Below are 26,092 nucleotides of genomic sequence, written 5' to 3' on the forward strand. Positions count from 1 at the left end.
GCTTGACTATCCCCATTTCAAATGAAAAAGCCCTGCCGAACTTTCGGCAGGGCTTCAACAATCAGAGCCTTCCTTGTTGAACGGATGGCTCAAGCAATAAGCGGTACGTCATGCCCGCAGCCGTAGGGAATGAGTACAAGTTCTCTCCAGTCTGTTGAACAGGAATGCTGTTGTCATCCGCCAAGATCGTCAGCGGATTCAGCGAATAGATGGACAGGGTTGATCCGGCATGGGAGACAATCTCAGCTTCCGCAAGCCTTCCATCTTTCCAATCCAGGCTGACCTCAAACCCTCCGCGCGCACGAAGGCCCTTCACAAATCCGTTCGGCCAAGATGCAGGCAGAGCCGGAAGGAACTCCAAATATCCCTGATGGGACTGAAGCAGCATTTCGGCAATCCCGGCCGTCGCCGCAAAATTGCCGTCAATTTGGAACGGCGGATGGGCGTCGAACAAATTCGCGTACACCCCGCCATGGTGATAATTATCCGGTTCATCTTCGCGGACGAGGCGCAGCAGGTTGGAGAGCAACGCTAGCGAACGGTCGCCTTCGCCGAACCGGGCCCATAGAGCGACCTTCCAGCCGAGACTCCAGCCTGTTCCGTCATCGCCCCGCCGTTCCAGGGAACGCCGGGCGGCCTCGAATAAAACCGGCGACTGCCGCTTGGTGAGCTGCCGGCCCGGATAGACGCCGAACATATGAGACGCGTGACGGTGGTGGACATCCTCGTCTTCGAAATCCTTGGACCATTCCTGAAGCTGACCGTACTTTCCGACCTGCAGCGGCAGGAGACGCTCCCTGGCCTCAAGCCACTCCTGCCGCAGCGCTTCGTCTTCCTCCAGCGTCTCGGACGCTTCAATTAAATTCGTGAGCAGGTCCCAGATCAGCATCAGATCCATCGTCGATGCTTCGCTGACCGCAGCCAGACCGCCCGCCGGCGTTCTGAATTTATGCTCCGGCGACGTTGACGGCGAAGTGATAAGCCGGCCGCTGCCGTCGTCATGCAGCCAATCCAGGCAGAACAGAGCCGCTTCCTTCATCACCGGGTAGACATGTTCCCGCAAATACTTCTCGTCACGGCTGAATGCAAAATGCTCCCACAAGTGCTGGCACAGCCAGACACCGCCCATCGGCCACATGCACCATACCGGATCGCCATGCCCGTAATCGCCTACGGGATTGGACATCGCCCAAATGTCCGAGTTGTGGTGGGCGGTCCAGCCGCGGGCGCCATAGTGAGTCCGGGCCGTTGTCCCGCCGTTCCGGGCCAAGTCGCCGATAAAGCGAAGCAGCGGCTCATGCAGCTCGGACAGATTCGCCGTTTCGGCCGGCCAGTAATTCATTTCTGCATTGATATTCAGTGTCCAGTTGCTGCTCCACGGGGGGCGCATCTCCTGGTTCCATATTCCCTGCAGATTCGCCGGCTGGGTTCCGGGCCTCGAACTTGCGATCATCAGGTATCGGCCATAATGGAACAGTAATTCCACCAGCCCCGGATCGTCGGCGCCATAGCGGACAATCCGATCCTCTGTCGATAGTTCTTCTCCTGCCTTGCTTACCCCAAGCGACAACTGGATCCGGTCGAACAGCGAGCGGTGATCGGCAATATGCGTTTGGCGCTGGCCTTCATAATTGCCTTGAATAGCTCTGTCCAAATCGTCCTTGGCGGCCCGTTTCTCATCTTTGCCTTGGCTTCCGGGCAGTTTATCAAAGCCGCTAAAGCTCGTTGCGGCGCTGAAATAAAGGGTTACCGCCGTTGCGCCTTGAACGCGGATGCCGGATTCGCTGACCGCTGCGCTGCCACCCTCGGTTACTGCTGCCAGGCGTCCTTGAAAACGCACCGCTTCCGTCGTATCCGGATCACCATAGATAATGGGATCATCGTTGCGGTAATAATTGGGCCAAACCTGTTCCGGTGCGGTACCCCGAAGGACCAGGGCGCCGCTCTCCGCCTCCGTCACGCTGCGCAGCGGACTGCTGAGCGCTGCCCGAAAATTCAGCTTCCCTGCCTCGCTGGAAGTCAGACGGACGACCAGAACCTGGTCCGGATGGGATACGAACATCTCCCTCGTATACACCACGCCGCCAACCGTGTATTCAACACGAGTAATGCCCTCAGCGAGATCCAGCTCTCTTTTGTAGCCCGTGAACGAAGCTTCTCCCTCCTGCTCCAACTCGATATGCAGATCTCCGAGCGGAAGATAGGACTGGCTGTAGGCACCCATCATTCCTTTCGCCGCACGGTCGGCTTCCTCGTATTGCCCGCTGCGGATCAGCTCGCGCACCCGGGGCAATACCTCCAAAGCCTCAGGATTATTCGTGTCCCGCGGATATCCCGACCACAGCGTGTCTTCGTTCAGCTGGATCCGCTCATCGGCCACGCCTCCAAACACCATGGCGCCAATCCGGCCGTTGCCGATCGGAAGCGCTTCCGTCCATACTGTAGCAGGTTTGTCATATTGAAGTTTCATGCTTCCCCTCCGGTTCGATAAAAAGGTTCGTTTTATTCTGCTTTTTTGGTCGTGTCATACGCCTGCTGCATGATTTCCAAATACCGCTTCAGATTTAATGCGTCCAGCCCTTTGACGTAAGCATCCCAGTCTTTGTCCAGGTTCTTGGCGCCGGTCACAAACTGCAGGGCATTTTGATCCACGTAGTCCTTTATATTTTGCTGAAGCATGCTTTGCTCGTCGGCAGCCGCTGGATCGATCCAAACCGACCAATTGGGATAGACCTCCTTAGGTTGTTTATTCTCGTACAGGTAGGTCGCTTCCTGCAATCTGCGCTCATAACCCGAATTTTTATAAATATCGGTTTCCTGAATCCAGCCATCGCGGAACTCCCGGGTATGGTCGTATTGGGCGGTTGCTCCCCACGCACTGTTTCGCGGCTCGGAGCCCGCCGGCTGCTCCAGCGTTTTGAAAATCGGTCTCGCCTTTTCGTTCAATGGCACGTCTCCTTCTTTCGGCTTTACCCAGTCCTTGCCCTCCTCTCCATAGTTACCCAGCAGCTGTCCCTCTTCGGTATAAATGTAGTCCAGCATTTTGATAGCAGCGATTTGGACTTCTTTGCTTGCCTTGTTGGTCAAGACGAAGGTAGCTCCCGGCTCGACCGGGTAATTAAATGTGGCATATGCGGCATGGGGCCCCTGCAGCGGAGGAATGGCATCGTAATGAGAGCTGTACTTATTGCCCTCCCCGGTATCCGTGAATATCGCCGGATGCATCGATGCTCCCGCACCCAGAAGCTCGGTTGCGGTATTGTTGCCGATCAGCTTGAACGCGTCGGCGTTCTGTGTGAATGCCCCCGGGTCAATCAAGCCTTCGGCATACAGCGACCTGGCATAGGCAAGTCCTTCCTTCCATTCCGGCTTGTTGGCCGCGATGTCTACTTTATCGCCATTCACCGTCAGATAGTATTTATCGTCATCATAGATAAAGCCGTTCATTAGAAAAGGTAGAATGTGCACGCCAAAATTTTCGATGGAACCGCTCAGAGGAACCTCGTCGGCTTTGCCGTTGCCGTTTGGATCCTTGGTCTTGAAGGCTTCAAGCATCTTCTTGAAATCTTCCGTCGTTTTAGGGACCTCCAAATTGAGCTTCTTCAGCCAGCTGGTGTTCACCCACATTTTGTTGGGGTAAGAGCAGTGAAAACATTCGTTCAGCATAGTTAGCCCGTAGATGTTGCCGTCCGGAGCGATGGACATCGCTTTGTAATCCGGGTGGTCGTCCAGCGCCTTCTTGATGTTGGGGGCATATTGATCGATCAAATCGTTCAAGGGAAGGATCACGCCCTGCTGCCCGAACTTCACCAGATCCGATTGGGAGAACTTGTCGACCCACGGAATCAGCATGTACAAATCCGGGTAGTCGCCGCTGGCGAGGGAAATTTGGCGTTTCTCCGCTGCGCCGTCATAAGGTACCTCGGTAAACTGCAGTTTGACGTTTGCTTTTTTCTCCAGCACTTTGGTGAACTGGTTTGTTTTATAGTCGATGTTGCCGTCGGTATTGACGAATACGCTGATCGGAACGGTTCCGGTTTCCCCGCCTGTTCCCGCAGATCCGCCCTCCGCTCCCGAATCATTCGGTGATGCCCCCCCGGAACAGCCTGCGAGAACAAGCACCAGCGCAATCAAGCTGAACCAGCCTCGGTAAACACGTTTCTTCATGAACACGACACGCCCCTTTTCCATCAAAAATTGAAAAGCTCCACTGCTAAGTCATCCACTGTTATGCGGTTTAGCCCTTAATCGATCCGATCAGCATCCCTTGAACGAAATACCGCTGGATAAAGGGATACAGGATCAGCACAGGCAGGCTTGCGACCACGATGAGAGAATATTTCATCAAATAGGCAAGCTCCTGCCGCTTGACCTGCTCGCTTGCGTCCATATTGCCGCCGGAGAAATTTTGAATCAGAATGCTGCGCAGCGTTAGCTGGAGCGGATACAAATGCTGCGACTTCAGATAGATTAGCGCGTCGAAAAAGGCGTTCCACTGCGCGACCGCATACACCAGCGTCAATACGGCCAGGATCGGCTTGGACAGCGGAATGACGACGCTGAGCAAAAAGCGGATGTCGCTGCAGCCGTCGATTTCGGCGGCATCGTTCAGCTCTTCCGGAATGGACGCTTTAAAAAAGGTGCGGGCAATTATGACCTGGAATACAAAGATCGCATTTGGCAGCAGCAGCGCCCACCTCGTATCGATCAGATGAAGTCCCTTGACGACGAGATACGTAGGAATCAGGCCGCCGGAAAACAGAAAGGTGAACGTGATGAACATCATGAGCACATTGCGCCCAAAAAACGTCTTTTTCGATAACGGATAGGCGATCGCCACCGTCAGGATGACGCTGATCAAGGTCCCGCAGCAGGTATAGAATAGCGAGTTTCCGTAGCCGACCAGAATCTGGTCGTTGCTGAAGACCGTTTTGTATCCGGCAAATGAGATATCAACCGGCCACAGCCAGACCTTGCCGGATGCGACGGCCTGCGGACTGCTGATTGATGAGCTGACGATATAAATGAGCGGGTAAAGTACGGCAACGAGGATCAAACTGAGCAGGATGTAGGTGATACTGAGGAAAACGCGGTCTCCTGCCGATTCGCGAATTTTCCTCCTTGACGATATGGAACTGGTCGTCTGTATAACAGCCATAGCCTCCCCTCCCTTGTTCATTTTGAATTACCACAGGCTGTTCTCGGATATCCGCCGCGAGACGGCATTGACCGCCACGAGCAGAATCAGGTTAATCACCGAATTGAACAAGCCCACGGCTGTGGCAAAGCTGTAATTGGCGTTCAGCAAACCGATTTTGTACACATACGTGGAAATGATCTCTGAAGATTGCAGGTTTAACGGGTTCTGCATGAGATACACTTTCTCAAAGCCCAGCGACATGATATTGCCGACGCTTAGGATCAGGATGATGACGGCGGCCGGCAGAATGCCCGGAATGTCCACATGGATGATTTTTTGCAGCCTGGAAGCCCCGTCCACTTTGGCCGCTTCATAGAGCGACGGGTCCACGCCAGCCAATGCCGCCAAATAAATGACACAGGAGTATCCGGTGGTTTGCCACACTTCCGACCATACGTAAACGGATCTGAACTTGGTCGGGTCGCCGAGAAAATTCGTGGATTCCATGCCCATTGCATTAAGAATCACGTTCAGCAATCCGAGCCGCGGAGCCAGAAAGATCATAATAATGGAGACCATGACGACGGTCGAAATAAAAAACGGCGCATACGTAATCAGCTGAACCGCTTTTTTGAAACGGAGGCTTCGCACCTCATTGAGCAGCAGGGCCAGAATGATCGGGATCGGAAAAGTGGCTGCCAGCTGATACAGAGACAGAAACAACGTGTTCTTGATCAGCGTCCAGAATTGCGGATTGTTAAACAGCATGTCGAAGTACTTCGTCCCCACCCAGGGGCTTCCCCATATTCCCTTGGTCACCTGATAGTTCTTGAATGCAAGCACCGCGTTCGCCATCGGGAGGTATTTGAAAAGAATAAAGAACAGGACCGGCGGTATCACCAGTAAATACAGCTGCCAGTGCTTCCTCAGACTTTTCTTGGCTTCCTTCCAATAATTTTTGGAAGTGCTCCTCTCCCGGGTCTCCGTCTGCGGCTGAACTGATACAGCCTTCACAAGCATATTCCCCCTTCACGTTACGACTCCGGAATCGTCTGTAATGGTAGCGCTTACAGAATTCATGGTAAAATCTCCGCTCCACGACCGTAAAGGTACAATTGCGGCGGAAGCATCCACAACCCGACCGTACAATCCGCGATCAAGCGTACATTTTGCGATGAAAGCGCATTCGATCAGTGCTGAATCAATGCGAGTCATCCTAATTCGGCCGCCTCCCGGAACATGCTCGGGGAGATCCCCCGGGCCCGCTTGAATGCCCGCCGGAATGAATGTGCGCTGTTATAGCCGACCCTTTCGGCAATATCGTCGATTTTCAAAGCCCGGTTCAGCAGCAGCTCGGACGCTTTATCGATGCGCAGCCGTTCCAGGTAATCGAACCAAGGCTCCCCCTCGCTTTCCTTGAATACCGTGGAGACATACTTTTCCGGCCTTCCAACCTGCTTGGCGATGTGGTACAGCGTCAAGTCCGCATCCCCGTACGCAGACTCAAGATAATCCTTCACCTGCCGTACCGTCTGATGATGCAGGGCGTTCTTTTTCTCCTCGATCATCGAACAATAGAGGCCGATCATTTCGCCCATTTGTCCGAGCAGCCTGTCGGTCCCTTCGAACGGCTGGATTTGAGCGATCCGCCACTGGAGGTTCTCTGTAAACTCGGGATCATCTCCCGCCTTTTGATCCAGCAGCTTGAGCAGCGTTCCCTTGAGTTCGCCGATCAGCTGCTCTGTCATTTCACGGGACAGCTCCCTCTCCTGAAAATTCCGTACGGCAATGTGTTCGAGGATCCGCATCGCTTCCTTGCCATCTCCTGACTTGATCGTGTTCAGCAGCCGCGTTTCCGTTTCGATCGGATAATAAAATAACGACGCGTCCCTGCTTGAGTCCTCATACCGAATGACGCCTCCCTCATCGGTGAACGCCGCATAGTCCAGAGCCTCCGCCGCTTCGCCGAACGAACGCCCGACATCCGCCAGCGCCTCGAAGGGCCTCCCCATTCCGAACTGGACAGGCATGTGATAATGGCTGAACAGCGTGCCCGCCAGATCCTGCAGCCTTTGTATCACCAAGGCCTCATCCGGGGCCAGCTTGCTTGTGCGCAGCAGCAAAAAGGCCAGCTTATCCTGCCCCCAATCCGTTACCAGCATATCGGGCTCGGCCTCCATGAGGGACTGACGCACAATAAGGCGGGCCACACTGGATTCCGCGAGCGATTCGCGGCTGTCTGAACCGCCATAGGTGTTGATTTTAGCCAGGCCGGCGTAACCTGCGTCACCTTTAATGTTCACACCCGCTTGTGCGGAAGCAGCGGCCAGTTCTTCTTCGTTGTAAAATTCTCCAACCAACAGCCGTTTGATGAAAGCGTCACGGATCAACGGCACCTGGTTGTGGAGCTCTTGTTCCAGCTGTCTGTTGCTCGCAATCAGGCTTGAAATGTTTCCCGCGATAAAATCGTAGTCTTGGATACCTGTACTGAGTTCCAATCCAAGCTGTTTCTTGAGTGAATTTATCAGATTGTTGATCGGGGCGCTGCTCCGGTATGCCAGCACAAGTCCGATGACAAGTCCGGAAATTAATGAAACCGCGGTAAGTATTCCGGTGATGTTCTTGATTCGGTTCGCATTGATCATGAGAGCAGATTTCGGGACGCCGGCCGTGTAGACCCAGCCGCTTAATTCATCCCGGATGGATATGAGCAGCATGTCATCCACCGCACGGCTGATATCGCCGGGTTTACCTGAAGGAATATTTCGGATTTTGGCTATGTCGCTGCCAGTGATCCCCTCAGACAGGACGGTTTCCCCATCATGGTTCCTGACGAATGCCCAACCTCCATATTGATCGGTTATCCCTGATAGGTATGTGGACATTTTCTTCGTATCGATCAGGACCACGACGGAAGCGAGAGGTGTATCGAAGCTGTTCAGGGGCAGGGCCTGCACGAAGGTAACCACCGTTTGCTGATGTGTCTTTGTCACGTAATCGTGCTGGGGAACGACCATGCTGAGGTTGCTCTTCTCGAGAAAGTTCTTTTTCCAAGTCTCAAAGGTCATGCCTTCATAATGGTTCGATTCGTAAAACAGCTCCGGCCGGTAATAGACCGTGCTTGGCGTAAGCACCAGATGGCTGTTGCGGAGGTAGATGTAAAAATTCGAAAGGAAGTCGTTGGTCTGGCTGTAACTTGCGATATCCCGCATCATTTTCCACAGACCGTATACGTCGTAATTCTGCTCGTCCGAACGCGCTGTCATGAGCCTGGCTAAATCCTGATTAATGGCGAGCTGTTTGGTAAAGCCCTGTACTTCCGCGAGCCTGCGCTCTATCAGATCCTTGCTCTGCTGCAGCGTCATGATGCTGGTCTTCAGAGAACTTTGCTCCGCTACATCGATCGACGTCCGGTAAGACACATATCCTGCAATCAGCGGGATCATCAGCACGATCATATAAGACATAAGGAATCTGCGAAAAACCGGCGAAATGTTCAGCCACACCTGTTTCATGGAACCACCTGACCTTTCATGGATATCGAATGAGTCAGCCGCCTGCGGCTTTGTTCCTTCCAATCACCGCTAAGTTGAGAAAAACGACCGTCTTCGAAGACGGCCGTTTTCTTTAGTGCTTCATCCAGCTATGAGCTTACATATCTACCATCGCTTTGATGACCTTGGCAGCCGGGTCCAGCCAATGGTTAAATTGTTCAATCATATCGTCAAATGCGGTCCGGTGCGTGACGTATGGAGCGACGTCGATCCCGCCGGACCGGATCGTATGCAGCACGTGCATGAAGTCTTCGCGCGTTGCGTTGCGGCTGGCCAGCAGCGTCAGCTCCCGTTTATGGAATTCCGGATCGTGGAACCGGATATCCGCTTTGACCAATCCGACATAGACCAATCTTCCGCCATGGGCGGTATAGCGGAAAGCGTCAGTCATCGACTGTGCGTTTCCCGTAGCGTCAAACACGACCGAAGGCAGCTCCCCGCCGCAGGCCGCCGCAATTTGTTCATCGGGATTCTGCAATGCATTCACCAGCGTATCCGCCTCAATCCATTGCTTGCAGAAAGCAAGGCGTTCGTCATTCACATCCATCGCGAGCACATGGGCACCGCTGGCCTTTGCAAAGGCCATGACCCCGAGCCCAATCGGCCCGCCCCCGATGACGAGCGCCGTCTCGCCGGCCGTCAGCCCCGATCTTCGCACGGCATGGGCACCTATGGCCAGCGGTTCAATGACCGCGGTCTGGTCCAGCGTCAGCCCGTTCGTGCGAATCAAGTGGGTCACCGGAACGGCAATCCGCTCACGCATGCCGCCGTCCGTATGAACGCCAAGGACCTGCATATCCGTACAGCAGTTCGTCTTCCCGCTTCGGCAGGCAATGCATGTCCCGCAGTGCAAATAAGGGATGATGCTCACCTGATCGCCGGCTTCAAGCCCATCACGGTTAGGGCCGATTTCCTTAATAATACCTGCCAGCTCATGGCCTAGGATTCTCGGATACGTAAAAAACGGCTGGTTGCCGCGGAATGCGTGCAGATCGGTTCCGCAAATCCCGACCCGCTTGATCTCGACCACCGCATGACCCGGCTCCATCACGGGCTCCGGCAGATCCAGCGCCATGTCAAATCGGCCGACGTCTGAACATATGATGCCTTTCATCTCACGCCTCCCCTATTTTCGTGTTATATTCGGGCCTTCCGCTGGTCCAGGTCCGGTTATGCACAGGTTCCAAAATGGCGAGCACTTCGCTTAGCAGACGTTCATCCACCGGCTCCTCCACCCAGGAAGCATTCCTGCGGATATTTTCCGGGTTGGCTGTGCTGACCAGCGTGGTGGGAATGCGCTCATTGGAGGTGGAAAACTGTACCGCGAGCTTCGCGATATCCTCCCCTTGGTCCGCGCAGAACTGTGCCGCCTTCAGACAGGCCTCCTTGATTTCCGGATCGGCCGGATGCCAGGCGGGCGTTCCCCGGGTGCTCAGCAGTCCCATGGAGATAGGGGAGGCGTTAACGAGCCCCGTATTCCTTTCCTCAAGAAGCGGCAGCAAGTCCAGCAGACTGGTGTCATTCAGCGAATAATGGCAGTAGGAAATGATCGCGTCGACATCGATTTGCGGCAGCAGCGTTTCAAACAGCGCTAGCGGCAGTCCGCAAATGCCGGCAAACCGGATTTTGCCCGCCTGCTTGAGCTTTTCAAGCGCAGGTAGGGCTTCCTCCAGGATGATTTGCGCCGGGACGAACTCGATATCATGGAGGAACAGAATATCCACTTCATCCACGTTCAGCCGCTTCAGGCTTTCATCCAGACTCGTCACAATCCGGTTATGGGAAAAATCGAATTCGTTCTCCCCGTATCGTCCGGCCTTGGTTGACAGCAGGTACCGGTCGCGCGGAATGTCCTTAAGCGCCTTGCCGAGTACCGTTTCGGCTTTGGTCAATCCGTAATAAGGCGAGACGTCAATGTAGTTGATCCCGCTGTCAATCGCCTCGTGGACGGTTCGCAGGCTCTCCTGCTCATCCGTGTCGCGGAATACGGAGCCTAACGAGGAGGCACCAAAACTGAGCGCCGATACTTCCAGACCCGTTTTTCCTAGTTTCCGGTATTTCATTTCGGTTTCACCCAACCCTTCGATTCAGTCGTTTCCCCCACAGCGATGCTTGTCATCTTGTCTCATTCTTCAGCCGGTAAAATGCTGCGGCGTTGCCTCCAAACAATTTCAAACTCTCATCTGCCCCCCATGTTGGTGGAAGCGTCTTCAAAAGAGCATCCACGACACCGTCGTAGCTCGAAGCCATCAGGCATACCGGCCAGTCGCTGCCGAACATCACCCGGTCTGCGCCAAAACAGTCCAGAACATGACGGACATAAGGCTCCAGATGATCCGGCTTCCAGCCGTCATGGTCCGCCTCGGTCACCATGCCGGACAGCTTGCAGTACAGGTTCGGATAAGACGCCAGCCTTTTCATGGATCCGGCCCAAGGCTCCATTTCCCCTGCGGCGATGCGCGGTTTCGCCAGATGGTCGATCACCGCATGCAGATTCGGAATTTGCTCGATCAGCCGGACCAGCGTATCCAATTGATCGGACCGGACGAGCAAATCGACCGGAACACCAAGGCTCGCATAGTGTTTGAGCGAAGCTGCGTATGAAGGTTCCAGGATCGCATTTGCATCCTCCATATCCTGGATCATGAGGCGGAAGCCGACGAATTTGGGATGCTGCGCAAAGCGCTCAAAATGATCCTTGTGATCATCATCCGCGAGATCCATATATCCGACCACGCCCAGAACCCGATCATCGTGTGCCGCGAGTTCGAGAATATAATCGGTTTCTTCATACGTTGGTGCAGCTTGCACGAGGATCGTTCCGTCGAGATGATGTTCTGCCAGATGCGGAAGCAGATCCGACGGCTGATAATCCCGGTACAGGACAGGAATGGACGGCGTAATCCAGCCGTAGTCGTCCCGGGCGATACTCCAGTAATGCTGGTGAGCGTCTATTCGCATTGCAATTCCCTCCATTCTTGTAAAACGAAGTTCTTTTCTCAATATAACAACTATGGATCGGTTCTAAAAGAACGAAATCTTGCACAATCATATCCGATTTTGATATCTTCAAGACAACGAACCCATTTGCTGACCCTCCTCTTCTGTTATGAATCGTTTACGGAAGGTGAAGGTTCGGCTGATGGTTCCCAATAAGCTCAAGGGGCAACGCTATGAATCCCATTCGCAAACAATTTGACGCGCAGCCGGAATTTCCTTTCTCATTCAATTACCGCGACCGAAAGACGGCGCAGCTGGAACTGCCGCATCACCTTCACGATTGGCATGAGCTGGTGTATGTCCACTCAGGCAAAGGTTCCTTTTTTATTGACCGGACGATTTACGAAATGCGCCGCGGGGATCTGTTCATCATCCCCGGCAGCACGATCCACCAGGCGTTCCCGGACAAAGACGATCCGGTCACGTCCACTGCCGTGTTTTTTAGTCCCGAACTCGTCCGGCAGTCTTCTTTGGGCGAATCCTTTTCTTACTTGCAGTGCTTTGACAACTGCAGTTCCAACCATGCTTATAAGCTGGAATGCCCCGCTGCGCTGGAGTCGCAGCTCGAAGACAAGCTGGCCGCCATTCAGTCCGAGCTGAGTGGTCAACCCCCGGGCTACCGCCACTCGATCGTGCTGTACGTTCAGTACCTATTGCTGCTGATCCACCGGGAACAACGTGCCGGGAGCAGCGGCTCCCGCAGCCCGTTCGTTGGTCCGAACTGGATGCGGCAAAGCTTGCTGTATATCGATGGGCATTACTGCGAGCAGATCAGCCTAAGCTCTTTAAGCCGGCTCGCTTCCGTCAGCTCCGCCCATTTCAGCCGCGTGTTCAAACAGTTGACCGGGATGAGCGTAACGGATTACATCAACGTCAAACGGGTGATCCGGGCCAAAGAGCTGCTGCTTCACACCGACGACAGCATCAGCAGCATCGCCCCGGCCTGCGGGTTTGACAGTATGCCTCATTTTCACCGGAAATTCAAACAGATTGTCGGCCTGACTCCTTCGCATTACAGGCATAGCTCTACAGCCCGATAGATAGCTCCGCTCATTAAAATAACAGAAGCACCCACCAGCGGGAATTTGCCGGAACAACAAAATAACCCCTGCTTTAACCTAAAGGTTCAAGCGGGGTTTCCGGATACGGCCTATTGAATTGTGGAACGCTTAGGATTGGGTAGATACCGACGGTGCAGTAATCATCCAACGGACACCAAACCGGTCCGTAAGTTCGCCCAGGTACAACCCGAACGGCTGCTGTTCAAACGGATAAATGACATGACCTCCATCGGCAAGCTTCGAGAATGCCTCGCGGGCTTCCTCTGACGAAGGGTAGTCGATATTCAGCGACATATTGTTGCCTTGAAGATTCGATTCCATGGAGTCCGACATAAAAATATAGTTGCCTCCGGCTACCGATAAGCACATATGAATCACTTTATCCTGCAAGTCATTCTGTACTCCCATCGACTCCCCATGAGTGATAACGGATTCCAGATTGCCGCCAAGCGAACGGATATAGAAATCCGCCTGACTTCTTGCATTTTCCGAGTAAATAAAAGGTTTCAATACGCCCATCTTGAATACTTCCTTTCCCTGTGGATTGTCAACTCTTCCAGATCAGTGTATCACAGCGGATCACCTTCCGTTTCTTACTGATTGCTAACTTGGAATTTGGCGGTGCGGTGCTTAGACCCCATCCCGGTATCTAATAAATGCTGCAATATAAAAAGGAACACTTCGAGGGTGATTCGAAGTGTTCCTTTTGAACCTTACAAACAACTATACATTCCGATGTTCTTCGCTCATTGAATAGCGGACTTCATGATCGATAAACTCGTGGGACCGGTCCGCTGCCATAATGCCGTGATAACTGATGTCGAGGCCGATTTCCTCTTCCTCCTCGCTGGAACGAACAGGGACGAGGAGACCAATCAGCTTAAGGCCGACCCAAGTAAGGACAAATCCCCATGCCGCCAGCGCAGCCAGTCCGAGCGCCTGAACGCCAAGCAAATGCCAGCTGCCGCTGTAAAAGAGGCCCCCGTCTGTTGCGAACAGACCAACAGCAAGGGTTCCCCACGCACCGGATACGGCGTGGACCGGGAAGGCGCCGACGGGATCGTCAATCCGGCGTCCCTCCAGCCAGCTCGTTGCCGCCATCATAAGCAGTCCCGAGATCGCACCGATCAGGATGGCGGCGCTGTCGCTGACAAAAGCGCATCCGGCCGTAATTCCGACCAGACCTGCCAAGGAGCCGTTAATGACGGATGGCGCGTCGGAGCGCTGGTAGCGGAACAGCGTGTACACCAGTGTGACCGCGCCGCCGGATGCGGCAGACAGCATCGTTGTCAGCGCAATATGTCCGATGCGGACATCGGTTGCACTGAGCGTGCTGCCCGCATTGAAGCCAAACCAGCCGAACCAGAGAAGGAACGCCCCTACCGAAGCGAGCGGCAGGTTGCTGGGCAGGGCGATCGTGCTGGCACCCGCTTTATTGAATTTGCCTTTCCGGGGACCCACGATCAACGCAGCCGCAAGGGCCGAGAAGCCGCCGAGCGCATGAATGACGGCAGAGCCGGCAAAATCCTGCATGCCGAGCTTCGTCAGCCATCCGCCGCCCCAGGCCCAGTGGCCGCCGATCGGATAGATCAGGCCGGTCATCAGGACGATGTACAGCAAATAGGCTCTAAAATTGATCCGCTCGGCCACAGCACCCGATACGATCGAGATGACGGCGATGGTGAAGGCCGCCTGGAACAGCCAATACGTATCCAGCGACACTGGCAGCTGGAGGTGGGATAAATCCCCCCCAAGGACAAATCCGCTCGTCCCGATGATCCCTCCGGCGTCCTTTCCGTACATGAGCGCAAATCCGAATACATAAAAAACCAACGTGCCGATCGTGATATCAGCGAACACCTTCATAATAATGTTGACGCTGTTCTTGTAACGAACAAATCCTGCCTCAAGCAAGGCGAACCCGCCCTCCATTAACAGAATCATGGCGGCGCTGAGAACGACCCATACGGTATCCATTCCCGTACCTAAAGATTCAAGCGTTAAATTCATTCCTGTGAAGCCTCCATTTCCTGAAGCAGTCTGATTTCCCGGATCAGTTCAGGAGACAGAAATACCTCGTTTGAATCCCTTATCGGTAAACGCAGCCTATCAAGTACCTGATCCAGTTCCCGAATACTGCGCTTTATAGCGTCGATCTTCTTGAACCGTTCTTTGACATGGACCATATACTCAACTGCCTGATGATGGCTGGCTGGCCGCCCTGTAAACAAGCGCCGGATCGGGGACATGGATTGATACAGTGCCTCTTCCGCCCGGCGTTTCTGCTCGTATTTATCGATTTTGTTTTTCAACTCTTCTATGTCTTCTTCCTTCTTCGCTTTAACGCGTTCGAGTAAAATAAATAATTCCTGTTCCGGCATATCAAAACTGATATTGCGGTACACTTCATCGATAATAACCATGTCAGGTCTCCTTACACGTCGGGTCACTTTAGTTGATTATATGGTCATTAATCGTAGAAGTCAATAGATTGATAGAGAAAACACCTCTCCTGGCAAAAAAGCTTTCATGAAGTATTTCTATTCGTTTTTATCCGATCGTTACCAGCTTTATTAATAAATTTTATCGTTTAAACGCCCTCCTATGACACGACCTCAATCAGCAAAAAACAGCTGCATCAGCAGCTGTTCCCTGTTCATTTGGATTTATAAAAAGCGGGTGATTGCCGTCTTACATTTGGCGCTAAGCTTGGCAGAAATCCTCGATGATTTGCCGTTTCATAGCCTCGACCGGAAATTGATCCGGATATGTCGAGATCATGAGCATGATTCCCTGCAGTGCGGAGGAAAAATACAATGACCTCGCTACCGGGTCGGATGCTCCCAGTTTTTCGAACATGCGGCACTGGATTTGAAACTGGCGGGCACTTTCCTCAATTAGGATCTTGCCGTATTTGGCGACGGTTTCATCGGCTTCCGGCTGGGTCTGCAGGTGCAGGTAGAACCGGAACACCTCAGGAGAACGCCGCACATTATCGACGGCCCCTTCAACGATATGTTTCAGCTGCTCAGCCGGCGTCTCCAATGCCTCTGCCTTCTCCATGACCTGTATCAATTCCCCGATTCTCGCTTCGACCATGGCCCCGAGCAATTCTTCTTTCCCACTGTAGTAGTTGTATAGAAGCCCTTTGGACACACCGGCGTGTTTGGAGACGTCATCGATCGAGGTGGCATGATAACCTTTTCTCATAAAAAGCTCTATGGCTGCTTCCCGGATCTTCGCCTTGGCCTGCTGACGAATCCGTTCATTCTCTTCCTGGGTGCGAGGCATTTAACGTCTCTCCTTCAAAAACTCGGCAATATAGCTGTACATCATCTCCGGATGGGTTAATGGCATCATATGGTCCGTCCCCGGAATTTGGACATAACGAACATTCGGCAAGCTCCGGAACAGCTCTGCGACGCGTTCATTATCCGGGATCTCATTATCGCCGATCATAAGCAGGGTTTGTATGTGAAGGTCTTCTAATCGACCGATGGCCGGAGGCTGCGGCCAAACGGATTCGAAGCTCCCCCACTCGGCTGTCTTGGCCAGGTGATGCCTGAACATGTCAATCATCAATCGGCGCTGCGGGCTGGACATCACGACGCGGTACAGCGGAGCGCTGAACGCGAGCTCCATGATTTTTCGGCATCCGGGGCGGCCGCGTTCACCTCACTCATCCAGCGCTCAAACTCTGGTGATGGCTTATAGCCCGTCAATGATGGGCCGATGAGCACCAAGCCCGAAACACGATTCGGGTATTGAAGGCTGAAGTCGGTGGCGATTTGGCCGCCTCCCGAATGCCCGATGAGGACGGCGGTATCCAGGTGAAGGTCATCCATCAGCTCATGCAAGTCTCCGACGTAGTTCGCCGGTTCCTTGGGAGAAGGAGATTTGCCTGCACCACGGCCGTCAAAAGTAATAGCCTGGTAATCATTGGCGACTAATGGCGCCAAGAATGACCACAGCCTGCTGTCCGTGCCTCCGCTGTGTATAAAAATGACGGGCTTTCCACTGCCATGAATCTCATAATACAAATCCATCCCGGATCCCTCCATCCATCATTTACCTGATCATGTCATCATATTACTATTGGTTGAACAGTTAGTCAATGAAAAAAATACGCCGAACCCATTGGGTTCAACGCATGAGGTTCAGCTTATCATCATCTTTAAGCTCTGTCCGTCTTCCACAATTCCCTGTAATCCATTTCCGTAGGAATCAACGCAGCTCCTGCGCGATTTCCCAGATATGCCCGCCCGGATCCTGGAAGCTTGCCGTACGGATTCCCCATGGGCGGTCCATCGGACCGTTCAGCAGCGCAACGCCGGCTGAATTCAGCTCTGTACACAACGCATCCACGTTAGCAACGCGGATTGTGAACACAAACCTCGCTCCTGCCCCGCGGTCTGCCACCGGAGCCGGATGCGTAAGCTCGTCCGCTTCGGTTATTTTCAGCAGATTGACGCTCATGTTCCCGAAGTTATATACTGCCGAGTTGTCATCCTCGTAGACGGAGGAAAGGCCGAATACCCGCTCATAGAATGATTTGGCCTCCGGCAGATCTTCCACAAACAACGTGATGACATCGATGTTTTTGTCTCCCCATTGAATCATCGTCCATCTCTCCCCTATGAAATGTGATCAAAACACTCGTTCTCATGCTGATTCTATCAAATCATCACGAGCCTGATTTATTCCCGATTGCTATACTTGCATAAAAAGTGAATACATTCGATCGGGAACAACAATAAAGCGCACAGGTTCGCCTGTACGCTTTAACAGCTTTGTCGATTATTTTTCCTCCAGCTCATCGGGCACATCATACTTATTAATATGCGAAGTCATGGCCGCGACGGCATCACTGGCATCGGTCGTGGCGGGAACTTCCCGTACCACATCATCGGTGACGTCATAGTCGTTCAACCGATCCGCCTCTTTTTCATTTTGTTTAGGCACTTCTTTCATCGCAATTCTCTCCTTTTTATCCCAGAAAATGATCCTGCTCCTCTAACGAATACAGCGGTACTTCCCGCTCAGCTTCCGGATTGTCGAGCGGATAGACGCGTGCGGTTTCGCTCAGCTCGTCCACATGCTGTATATAGATGGGGGTTCCATCCAGCAGTACGTTTGCCATGACTGGCGAGGATGCGATTTCCTGTGCTCTTTGAACGTTCATTGTGTAATGCCTCCAAATGTTGAGTAGAGTTCGCTTATACTATGTACGGGGGCATGCGGTGTTATGCATCGCGCTCTCCCGGAAACAAAAAACCGCGGCATCCGCGGTTTGCTCTCATACATGGTTTATATCAGGAATCAGAATCCTTTGCCTCCGATCGGCCGGACCTTAATGCCGCCGGCTTCAGCAATGAGATGCCTGCAGTGTCCGATGAGCTCCAGCACCTTCTCATTCTTCAACGAGGCCGCGTGAGCTTCCTTGCTTTCCCATAGTTCCGTAATCCAAAGGTCATCCGGATTGTCCTCCGCTTCATGCAGGATATAATAGATGCAGCCTTCCATATCCTCCAGCGTCCCGCTGGATTCCAGCATCATTCTCGCGAGCTCATCGCGCTGTCCCGGCTTTGCCGTCAGTTTGCCGAACATAGCGTATTTTTCCATTCTCGTCCTCCCCTTCATCACAACTCGTATATGTGATTCATTCCCTCGCAACTATCATCAGTATAGACGATAATTACTGACAGATACGGTCAGGGATTGTGAGAACCTGTCCTAAAGTTCGTGAAAACAAATAGAAAGGGACCGGATACCTCGATCCGATCCCTTGGACTTGTTACTTGGCTTGAATATATCCTTCTTCCTTCAGCAGTTCGGCAATCAGCACTGCCCCGCCTGCGGCGCCGCGCAGCGTGTTATGCGAAAGACCCACGAATTTGAAATCATAAATGGAATCCTCACGCAGTCTGCCTGCCGAAACGCCCATGCCGCGTTCAATATCGCGATCCAGCTTCGTCTGCGGCCGGTTTTCTTCCTCAAAATACGTAATGAACTGCTTCGGTGCGCTTGGAAGGCCCAATTCCTGCGGTCTTCCTTGATACGCGCGCCAGCGCTCAATAATTTCTTCCTTCGACGTCTTTTTCTCAAAAGAAACGAACACGGTCGCCAAATGCCCGTCTGTCACAGGAACGCGGATACACTGGGTCGTGATGATCGGAGAGGACGCCTTAACGATTTGCCCGTTGTCGATGCTGCCCCAAATGCGCAGCGGCTCCTGTTCGCTTTTCTCTTCCTCACCGCCGATGTAAGGAATGACGTTATCCAGCATTTCCGGCCAGTCCGTAAAGTTTTTGCCTGCGCCGGAGATCGCCTGGTAAGTCGACGCAACCACCTGAGTCGGTTTAAAATCAAGCAGCGCGTTCAGCTGCGGCACATAACTCTGGATCGAGCAGTTCGGTTTGACCGCGATAAACCCGGTTTTGGTACCGAGCCGCTGTCTTTGTGCTTCAATTACCCCGATGTGGCCTGGATTGATTTCCGGAATCACCATAGGCACGTCAGGCGTCCACCGGTGTGCGGAGTTGTTCGATATCACAGGCGTACCCGTCTTGGCATACGCTTCTTCAAGCGCTTTGATTTCGTCCTTCTTCATATCCACGGCGCAGAAAACAAAGTCAACTCCCGACGCAACCTCTTCGACCTTCGAAGCGTCCTGAACTACAATTTGCTTGACGTCCTCGGGAATCGGCGTTGCCAGTTTCCATCTTCCCTGCACCGATTCTTCATAGGTTTTACCGGCGGAACTGCTGCTTGCCGCAATCGCGGTCACCTGGAACCAGGGATGCTGATCCAAGAGCTGTACGAAACGCTGGCCAACCATGCCGGTTCCACCGACAATACCGACTTTAAGTTTTTGTGACATGAGTGATTCCAATCCTTTCGAAGTAGAGTATGAGATGTTGTCTGCTAAACAAATACTATGGTGACAGGCGTGGCTCGTTAAACCGTCTATTAGACACTATTCAAACCGTTTGAATTGGTGTGCCCATCCGCCTGTGAGCAGCGATATTTACAGGATCATGACGAAAAAATAAAAAATCCCACCCCCAAGACTGCCGTCTTAGGGACGAGATATCATACTCGTGGTACCACCCCAGATTCGCTAAAATGTCGCCATTTTAGCCTCTTCGAGTACGGCATCAATCAACTGATGCATATACTCTAGCTCTGTAACAGGAGCTCCTGGCACACCATCCTCTTCTTGAACATCGGGTTCCGGCGTGCTGCTCAGAGGCTTTATTCAATAAAGGACTCAATGCTCCTTTTCAGCGGACGGAGCTCTCTGGGAAATGCTTCCTTTACCTACTCTTCTCTTCATCGCATTTCAAATTAACGGTTCTTACATTACGCTTATAATATCGGAAGTTACGCCTGACGTAAACCTTTTTTCGCAAAAAAATTCCGATTTCACAAACCTGGCAAAAGAATGGATCAGCTGGCTGCGACTCAGCGAACCGATTTCCATGCCTCATCCAACAGTTCGGCATTGATGCCCATGCCTGCCAACGCGCCCATGGAAGCCGCAGCAATGGCTTGATACATGTCAGAAGCGGCATCTCCGGCACTGAATACACCGGGGATATTGGTCTTGCCGATCCGATCGGCCACGATGCTTCCGGATTCCGACACTTCGCAGCCCAGCGACTGTGGCAGGTCAGTGGCCGCGGCCAGTTTCGGCGCAAAGAAAATCCCGGTGCAGGCAACGGATTCGCCGTTCTCCAGGAGTACCTGCTTTACGTTGCCTTCTTCAGACTCAATCTTGTGAATTGGTGAGTCCTTAACAGTAATGCCGTGGCGCTCCAGCTCTTCGCGCTGCTCAGCATTCAATTCATCCGGACCGTTCGTGCATAGCGTTAAATCTGTAGACCATCCCATAAGCACTTTGGATAAATGCATCGCTCCTTCGCCCTTGGCAATCATTACGAGCTGCTGGTCCTGCAGTTCCCAGCCGTCGCAATAGGGGCAGACAAACGCGGTTTTGCCGTATACCTCGTCCAACCCGGAAATATCCAGAGGCAGGTCTCGTTTGCCGGTTGCAAACAACAGCTTTTTGCTGCGGTAAACCATTCCGTCAACCGTGCGGATCCGGAAATCGCCATCGCTTCCTTCCACGGATTCCGTCTTCCCTTGAACAAACTTGATTGCAGGGTACTCACTGATTTGTTCTCTGGCGATCCGCCGGAACTCCGCGGGAGCGATACCGTCCCGTGACAGGAAATTATGCATCTCATGGGTTACCCGATTGCGCGGGCGGCCTTCGTCAATGACCACCGCGGAACGTCTTGATCTGCCCAGCGCAAGCGCTGCGCTCATGCCGGCTGGCCCGCCTCCGATAATAACCGCATCCAACAATACTTCTGACATTTTAATTCCTCCCTTTATAGATCCCTTTTATCCATAATAAATGCGCAAGAAGTCTATTACTTCTTGCCTGCTGTATGGGCATCACATGAGCCCGCCTGGTTCAGTGCCGATTGGATCGTATGCTGCTGAAGATAACGGTTCATCTGCAGTTCCGCGGCATCCATCACTTGTTTGACAGGGCATCCTTCGCCGAAAGCAAATTCCGGCGTTTCCGGTTCGTCCCCCGCAGCTTCCAGAGCCGGCAGCGGATGGTCGCTCCCGTGGAAGCATTCGTACAAGTGCTGACGTCCTTCGAGAACCTGAACCACGTCCAGAAAAGTAATATCACTGGCGGCCCGGGCAAGCTCATAGCCGCCGTTCACACCGGTAACTGCGCGAACAAGCCCATCCTGCCGCAGCTTGGACATAATTTTGGATAAATAGCTCTCGGAAGCGCCCAGGGATGAGGACAGTTCTTTAATTCCCACGTTGCGGCCCCGTTCCGTTTTCGCCAGCAGCATCAAGGCGTGTAAACCGTATGCAGTACTTTTTGAAAATTGCATGCTGGATTCCTCCTTTTCAAGCAGCAAACCATAACAGCGCATTTATTATGGACCTGTAATGTCCATTATATGCAGAACATGATGATAAATCAAGCTTACTTTATGTTAGTTAGTCCAGGTACTTGGATTATATCCAAAGATTTTGCGTTCTTACGGGATGCTGCTTCCCCTCTTATAATCATAACAAGCTCAATAAAGGAATCGTTACGAAGGAGTTGTCACCCAATGAAGAAATCGTATTCCCCCCTTTTTGATCCATTTCATTTTCCGTCAGCCAACATTTCTTTAAAAAACCGGATTGTGATGTCTCCGATGACCCATATGAGTTCCAATGCGGACGGCTCCATTTCCGAACAGGAAATTCAATACTACAAACGGCGTTCTCACGGCGCTTCCATGGTCATCACAGCGGCAACGTATGTATTGCAGCAAGGAGGAATGCCTGGTGCGCCCGGCGCCGACAACGACGCCCTCATTCCCGGACTCCGCCGGCTTGCCTCGACGATCCAGAGGAACGGAGCCAAGGCCGTGCTGCAAATTTTCCACGCAGGCAGACAAGGCTCAAAGACAGGCGATTACGTCAGCGCCGGAAACATCCCGGAAGACCGGGAAGGAGCCCCCGTCCCGCGCAGTCTCACCGAGCAGGAAATGGAAGGCATCATTCATGCTTATGCAGAAGCAGCCCGAAGAGCGGTAAACGCCGGATTTGACGGGGTGGAAATTCACGGCGGCAACGGGAATTTACTGCATCAATTTTTATCCCCGATGACGAACCGCCGCACAGACCGTTATGGAGGGAGCTTGGAGAATCGAATGACGCTGGCCTTAGCCATTATTCGCGAGGTCCTTCGGACCGTTCGCAAAGAGTCTGAACAACCTTTCCTGGTCGGCTTCCGGTTTTCGCCTGAAGAGGCGGGAACGCCAGGCATTACGATGGCCGATACCCTCTCGTTCGTCGATGCACTGTCGGGTACCGGAATCGATTACCTTCATGTATCCTTGACCAGCTTCCGTTCCGTGCCGCGAAGGGGGATTCAGGACAGCCGGACACGATTGGCGATTCTTCAGGAGCGCGTCGGCTCGCGTATCCCCATTATAGGCGTCGGCAGCATTTACACGCCAGATGATGCGCTGGAGGCGCTGTCCTCCGGCATCCCGCTCATCGCCCTGGGACGAGAGCTTATTATGGAACCGGATTGGGTACAGTTGGTATTGGAAGGCCGTGAACAGCAGATCCGGACGTCCATCTCTCCTCTCGACCTGCAGGAATTATCGGTTCCCGAGCCGCTGTGGAGCCTCATGATGAGTATTCCCGGCTGGTTCCCGCTGCGCAGTGACCCGCAAGTTGTGGACGCCGAAAGGTAATGATTTCCCCTCAGTCTATTGCTTGTTTATAAATCGCGACAGGCGGCCGCCAGCCGTCTGTTTTGCGTTTTCCGGCACGTTTTCTGATGAACAATCCTCTATCGATGCCCCTAGTTTAAGTTCCTCCGAAAAAGGCAACGATGAAGCAGAATATAAATTTCAAGGTGAGGATTAGGATGCGGCCTTTTTTCAAATCCAAACAAGATTCCAGCGGTGATTCCAACCAAAATCATGACCAAAACGAGCAGTCTACGGAATTTAATATGCCTGAAACGCCACTTTCCAAATACTTGGATGTTAACGTCCAAATGATCAAGGAAATGACGGGCGACAGTTCCGATATTATAATCCGTCGGTTGGACCAGGCCCTGGGAAAACCTGTTCATGTCGCCGTCATCTACACCGACGGTTTGGCCGATGAGCAGATTATCAACAATTCCATTTTGAAATCTTTGACGCAAATCCAGGCCGATGCGGATTGTTCGCTGGACCCGCCAAAACAGGTACTGGGTTGGATCAAACACCGGTTCTTAGCCATTGGCCAAGTCACGGACATCGATACCATGAAGAAACTGTTTGACGCCATTCTTGCCGGCAATACGGTCATTCTGGTAGATGGCACAGCCAAGGGAATATCAGCATCCTCAGCCGGTGGGGAGCAGCGCGGTGTAGACGAACCCCAGTCCCAAACCGTCATCCGGGGACCAAGGGAAGGCTTTACGGAGAACCTTCGGATCAATACGTCATTAATCCGCCGCAAAATCAAAAATCCGAATCTATGGATCGTCGACCGAACGATCGGCCGCGTAACCCAAACGAACGTAGCCGTCATGTACATCCATGGTATCGCTAGTGATAACGTGGTGCAGGAAATTTTACAAAGGCTCGACCGGATTGACATCGATAGCGTTCTGGAGAGCGGATATATCGAGGAATTTATCCAGGACGCCACCTTTACGCCTTTTCCGACCCTTACGAATTCAGAACGTCCTGACGCGATTGCCGGAGCTATTTTGGAAGGAAAAGTAGCCATTCTTGTAGATGGGAGTCCCTTTGTGCTTATTGCCCCCATTACAATTTTCAAACTGTTTCAATCCAGTGAGGATTATTACCAAAAATTCGATATCGCGACGTTTCTGCGCTTGATGCGGATCATTGCATTTGTGTTCTCCATGCTCCTGCCCTCGATGTACATCGCGATCACAACATTTCATCAGCAGATGCTGCCGACGACCCTGCTCATCAGCCTCGCGGCTCAGCGGGAAGGCGTCCCCTTTCCAGCCTTTGTCGAAGCGCTTGCCATGGAAATCACGTTTGAAGTTTTGAGGGAAGCCGGGGTGCGGATGCCAAGGGCGATCGGGTCCGCGATTTCGATCGTCGGCGCGCTCGTTCTGGGACAAGCGGCGGTTCAGGCCGGGCTGGTATCTGCCGCGATGGTTATTATCGTGGCTTTTACCGCCATTGCCGGCTTTGTAGCTCCATCAGTCAGCTTATCCAATTCAGCTCGCCTGCTTCGTTTCGGATTCATGCTGCTGGCGGCTACGCTGGGATTGTTCGGGATCATTGCAGGATTAATGGCGATGCTTATCCATTTGTCAGGGCTGCGGTCCTTCGGAGTCCCGTATTTGATTCCGCTTGCGCCCTTTTCTCCTTCCGATCAAAAGGACGCATTGGTGCGCGTGCCTTGGTGGGCTATGCTCAAACGACCTACTTTAATCAGTCAAAAAAACATCAAACGCCAAAAATCAATCCAAAAACCGTCGCCATCGAAAGATGAACAATAGCTGCAAACATCCAGGTCAAACGAAGAGGTGGAAAAGATGCTCCGGAGACTGGGCCTTATGTTTCTCTTACTGTCGGTCGCGCTGCTGACGGGCGGATGCTGGGACAGCCAAGAATTGAATACGCTGAGCATCATTTCTGCGACGTCCATCGACCGGAGCAACGGGAAATGGGAAATTTCGTTCCAGGTTGTCATTCCGCAATCGATTGCCACCCAGACAGGAGGCGGCGGTGCGGGCAGCCAGTCTCCGACGACCATTTTCTCAACCAAGGGGCGATCCATTGCCGAGGCGATGCAGAATGCCAGTCTGGAAACATCAAGGAAGCTCTTTTTTGCCCATAACTCCGTCCTTATTCTTAGCGAAGATGTGGCCCGGAAAGAAGGAGTCGGGGAAATTCTTGATTTTTTCCTTCGTCCGTTCGAGAGCAGGGAGACCATGTCCGTCCTCTTAACCAAAGGCAAAGCCTCCAATTTGCTGGAAGTGCTCATCCCTTTGGAAAAAATATCCGGCAACGCCATCCAGCGGATCATCGATCAAAGCCAGAAAAATCTGTCCCAAGCTCAAAACATGCGGCTCATCGATTTCGCCAGAATGGTTGCCAGCCCGGATGAAAGCGCCATGGCGCCCGAGCTTGAGGTATCCGGAGATTTGACCAAGCAGTCCTCCCTCGATGCCCTGAAATCGACGCGAAATGATGCGGTCATTAAGCTCGGAGAGCTGGGCGTATTCCGTAAGGACAAGCTGGTGGGATGGATCGATCAAAAAGATAGCCGTTCCGTAGCATGGCTTTCCGACCGTGTCAGCAGCATGATCGTCGTGTTTCCGTGCAGTGCAAAAGGCCAAGAAAATCAGCTGCTCAGCTATCGAGTGCTGAAATCGTCCACCAAACTGGATCCGAAGGTCATTCATGGGAAATCGATTATCCATGCCAAAATTTCCGCAACGGGAGCGATCGACGAATCCGGCTGTAATCTGGATTTAAAGAATCCGGAGGTCATACGGGACTTAGAACGTACGATAAGCAAACAAATCGGCGGCGATGTCATGGCGACCTGGAGCCATCTGCAGGAAATGAACGTGGATCTAGCCGGATTTATGAACGCGATACACCGTAAAGATCCCTCTACTTGGAGAAACCTGATGAAGACGAAGCGTCCTATCGAGGAAATCAGCCTGCGCGTGCAGGTCAAGATTAACATTGAGCATACGAACATGATTACCAAGCCGTACTCCAGCTTGCTCAAAGACCAAAAATTCTAGCGGA

At 52.8% G+C, this 26,092-nt stretch carries 25 protein-coding genes and 1 other annotated feature; of the genes, 4 read left to right on the forward strand and 21 right to left on the reverse strand.

The window, feature by feature from the left end; translation table 11 throughout:
• Window positions 1–61: 61 nt before the first annotated feature.
• From C7820_RS09100 to C7820_RS09135, 8 genes are all read right to left on the reverse strand, one after another.
• Window positions 62–2,470 carry a glycoside hydrolase family 95 protein gene (locus tag C7820_RS09100; protein WP_116230684.1) on the reverse strand — a complete coding sequence of 803 codons (2,409 nt, stop codon included), beginning with the start codon at window positions 2,468–2,470 and terminating at the stop codon, window positions 62–64.
• 32 nt (window positions 2,471–2,502) lie between these two features.
• On the reverse strand, window positions 2,503–4,167 hold the full coding sequence (locus tag C7820_RS09105) for an ABC transporter substrate-binding protein (RefSeq protein ID WP_116231692.1): 1,665 nt from the start codon (window positions 4,165–4,167) through the stop codon (window positions 2,503–2,505).
• Between the two features lie 70 nt (window positions 4,168–4,237).
• The gene (locus tag C7820_RS09110; RefSeq protein ID WP_116230685.1) at window positions 4,238–5,158 is read right to left on the reverse strand and encodes a carbohydrate ABC transporter permease; all 921 of its coding nucleotides are present in this window, start codon (window positions 5,156–5,158) and stop codon (window positions 4,238–4,240) included.
• Between the two features lie 27 nt (window positions 5,159–5,185).
• On the reverse strand, window positions 5,186–6,040 hold the full coding sequence (locus C7820_RS09115) for an ABC transporter permease (RefSeq protein WP_076169336.1): 855 nt from the start codon (window positions 6,038–6,040) through the stop codon (window positions 5,186–5,188).
• 311 nt (window positions 6,041–6,351) lie between these two features.
• Window positions 6,352–8,655, reverse strand: coding sequence for a helix-turn-helix domain-containing protein (locus C7820_RS09120; RefSeq protein WP_116230686.1), 2,304 nt, complete (start codon window positions 8,653–8,655; stop codon window positions 6,352–6,354).
• A gap of 136 nt (window positions 8,656–8,791) precedes the next feature.
• Window positions 8,792–9,808, reverse strand: coding sequence for a zinc-binding alcohol dehydrogenase family protein (locus C7820_RS09125; RefSeq protein WP_116230687.1), 1,017 nt, complete (start codon window positions 9,806–9,808; stop codon window positions 8,792–8,794).
• A gap of 1 nt (window position 9,809) precedes the next feature.
• The gene (locus C7820_RS09130; RefSeq protein WP_116230688.1) at window positions 9,810–10,757 is read right to left on the reverse strand and encodes an aldo/keto reductase; all 948 of its coding nucleotides are present in this window, start codon (window positions 10,755–10,757) and stop codon (window positions 9,810–9,812) included.
• Window positions 10,758–10,809: 52 nt separating this feature from the next.
• The gene (locus tag C7820_RS09135; RefSeq protein WP_181908980.1) at window positions 10,810–11,655 is read right to left on the reverse strand and encodes an amidohydrolase family protein; all 846 of its coding nucleotides are present in this window, start codon (window positions 11,653–11,655) and stop codon (window positions 10,810–10,812) included.
• Window positions 11,656–11,867: 212 nt separating this feature from the next.
• Between C7820_RS09135 and C7820_RS09140 the strand changes: the two genes are divergently transcribed.
• Window positions 11,868–12,734 carry an AraC family transcriptional regulator gene (locus tag C7820_RS09140; RefSeq protein ID WP_116230689.1) on the forward strand — a complete coding sequence of 289 codons (867 nt, stop codon included), beginning with the start codon at window positions 11,868–11,870 and terminating at the stop codon, window positions 12,732–12,734.
• Window positions 12,735–12,863: 129 nt separating this feature from the next.
• On the opposite strand, the gene C7820_RS09145 is transcribed toward C7820_RS09140, so the two are convergent.
• From C7820_RS09145 to C7820_RS09195, 13 genes are all read right to left on the reverse strand, one after another.
• A complete protein-coding gene (locus C7820_RS09145; protein ID WP_116230690.1) occupies window positions 12,864–13,274 on the reverse strand; it encodes a VOC family protein in 411 nt (136 codons plus the stop codon).
• 204 nt (window positions 13,275–13,478) lie between these two features.
• Window positions 13,479–14,765, reverse strand: a complete 1,287-nt coding sequence (locus tag C7820_RS09150) for an ammonium transporter (protein WP_089547113.1) — start codon at window positions 14,763–14,765, stop codon at window positions 13,479–13,481.
• Window positions 14,762–15,178 (reverse strand): hypothetical protein, encoded by a 417-nt coding sequence (locus C7820_RS09155; RefSeq protein ID WP_116230691.1) that lies wholly within the window; start codon window positions 15,176–15,178, stop codon window positions 14,762–14,764. The genes C7820_RS09150 and C7820_RS09155 overlap by 4 nt, the downstream gene beginning before the upstream one ends.
• A gap of 280 nt (window positions 15,179–15,458) precedes the next feature.
• A complete protein-coding gene (locus C7820_RS09160; protein ID WP_116230692.1) occupies window positions 15,459–16,046 on the reverse strand; it encodes a TetR/AcrR family transcriptional regulator in 588 nt (195 codons plus the stop codon).
• Window positions 16,047–16,397 carry an alpha/beta fold hydrolase gene (locus tag C7820_RS34020; protein ID WP_309545747.1) on the reverse strand — a complete coding sequence of 117 codons (351 nt, stop codon included), beginning with the start codon at window positions 16,395–16,397 and terminating at the stop codon, window positions 16,047–16,049.
• Window positions 16,358–16,801, reverse strand: coding sequence for an alpha/beta fold hydrolase (locus C7820_RS34025; protein ID WP_309545748.1), 444 nt, complete (start codon window positions 16,799–16,801; stop codon window positions 16,358–16,360). The genes C7820_RS34020 and C7820_RS34025 overlap by 40 nt, the downstream gene beginning before the upstream one ends.
• Window positions 16,802–16,979: 178 nt before the next feature.
• On the reverse strand, window positions 16,980–17,375 hold the full coding sequence (locus C7820_RS09170; RefSeq protein WP_116230693.1) for a VOC family protein: 396 nt from the start codon (window positions 17,373–17,375) through the stop codon (window positions 16,980–16,982).
• A 177-nt stretch (window positions 17,376–17,552) separates the two neighbouring features.
• Window positions 17,553–17,726 (reverse strand): hypothetical protein, encoded by a 174-nt coding sequence (locus C7820_RS33410; RefSeq protein ID WP_167372827.1) that lies wholly within the window; start codon window positions 17,724–17,726, stop codon window positions 17,553–17,555.
• Between the two features lie 16 nt (window positions 17,727–17,742).
• A complete protein-coding gene (locus C7820_RS09175; RefSeq protein WP_076166259.1) occupies window positions 17,743–17,937 on the reverse strand; it encodes a small acid-soluble spore protein H in 195 nt (64 codons plus the stop codon).
• A gap of 137 nt (window positions 17,938–18,074) precedes the next feature.
• Window positions 18,075–18,377 carry a putative quinol monooxygenase gene (locus C7820_RS09180; RefSeq protein ID WP_116230694.1) on the reverse strand — a complete coding sequence of 101 codons (303 nt, stop codon included), beginning with the start codon at window positions 18,375–18,377 and terminating at the stop codon, window positions 18,075–18,077.
• Window positions 18,378–18,549: 172 nt separating this feature from the next.
• Entirely contained in the window at window positions 18,550–19,635 is a 1,086-nt protein-coding gene (gene asd, locus C7820_RS09185) for an aspartate-semialdehyde dehydrogenase (RefSeq protein ID WP_076166265.1), read from the reverse strand.
• Window positions 19,636–19,832: 197 nt separating this feature from the next.
• Window positions 19,833–20,100 (reverse strand) — a binding site (T-box leader).
• Between the two features lie 119 nt (window positions 20,101–20,219).
• Window positions 20,220–21,137 (reverse strand): NAD(P)/FAD-dependent oxidoreductase, encoded by a 918-nt coding sequence (locus tag C7820_RS09190; protein WP_116230695.1) that lies wholly within the window; start codon window positions 21,135–21,137, stop codon window positions 20,220–20,222.
• Window positions 21,138–21,193: 56 nt separating this feature from the next.
• Complete coding sequence (locus tag C7820_RS09195) at window positions 21,194–21,679, reverse strand: RrF2 family transcriptional regulator (protein ID WP_116230696.1); 486 nt, start codon at window positions 21,677–21,679, stop codon at window positions 21,194–21,196.
• 225 nt (window positions 21,680–21,904) lie between these two features.
• Here C7820_RS09195 and C7820_RS09200 point away from each other — a divergent pair, with 225 nt between their 5' ends.
• The 3 genes from C7820_RS09200 (at window position 21,905) to C7820_RS09210 (ending at window position 26,088) form a co-directional block, all read left to right on the forward strand.
• Window positions 21,905–23,044, forward strand: coding sequence for an NADH-dependent flavin oxidoreductase (locus C7820_RS09200; RefSeq protein WP_116230697.1), 1,140 nt, complete (start codon window positions 21,905–21,907; stop codon window positions 23,042–23,044).
• Between the two features lie 176 nt (window positions 23,045–23,220).
• Complete coding sequence (locus tag C7820_RS09205) at window positions 23,221–24,828, forward strand: spore germination protein (RefSeq protein WP_116230698.1); 1,608 nt, start codon at window positions 23,221–23,223, stop codon at window positions 24,826–24,828.
• 57 nt (window positions 24,829–24,885) lie between these two features.
• Entirely contained in the window at window positions 24,886–26,088 is a 1,203-nt protein-coding gene (locus tag C7820_RS09210) for a Ger(x)C family spore germination protein (RefSeq protein WP_258875173.1), read from the forward strand.
• Window positions 26,089–26,092: the final 4 nt, after the last annotated feature.

The sequence above is a fragment of the Paenibacillus sp. VMFN-D1 genome (assembly GCF_003386155.1).
GTDB lineage: Bacteria > Bacillota > Bacilli > Paenibacillales > Paenibacillaceae > Paenibacillus_AQ > Paenibacillus_AQ favisporus.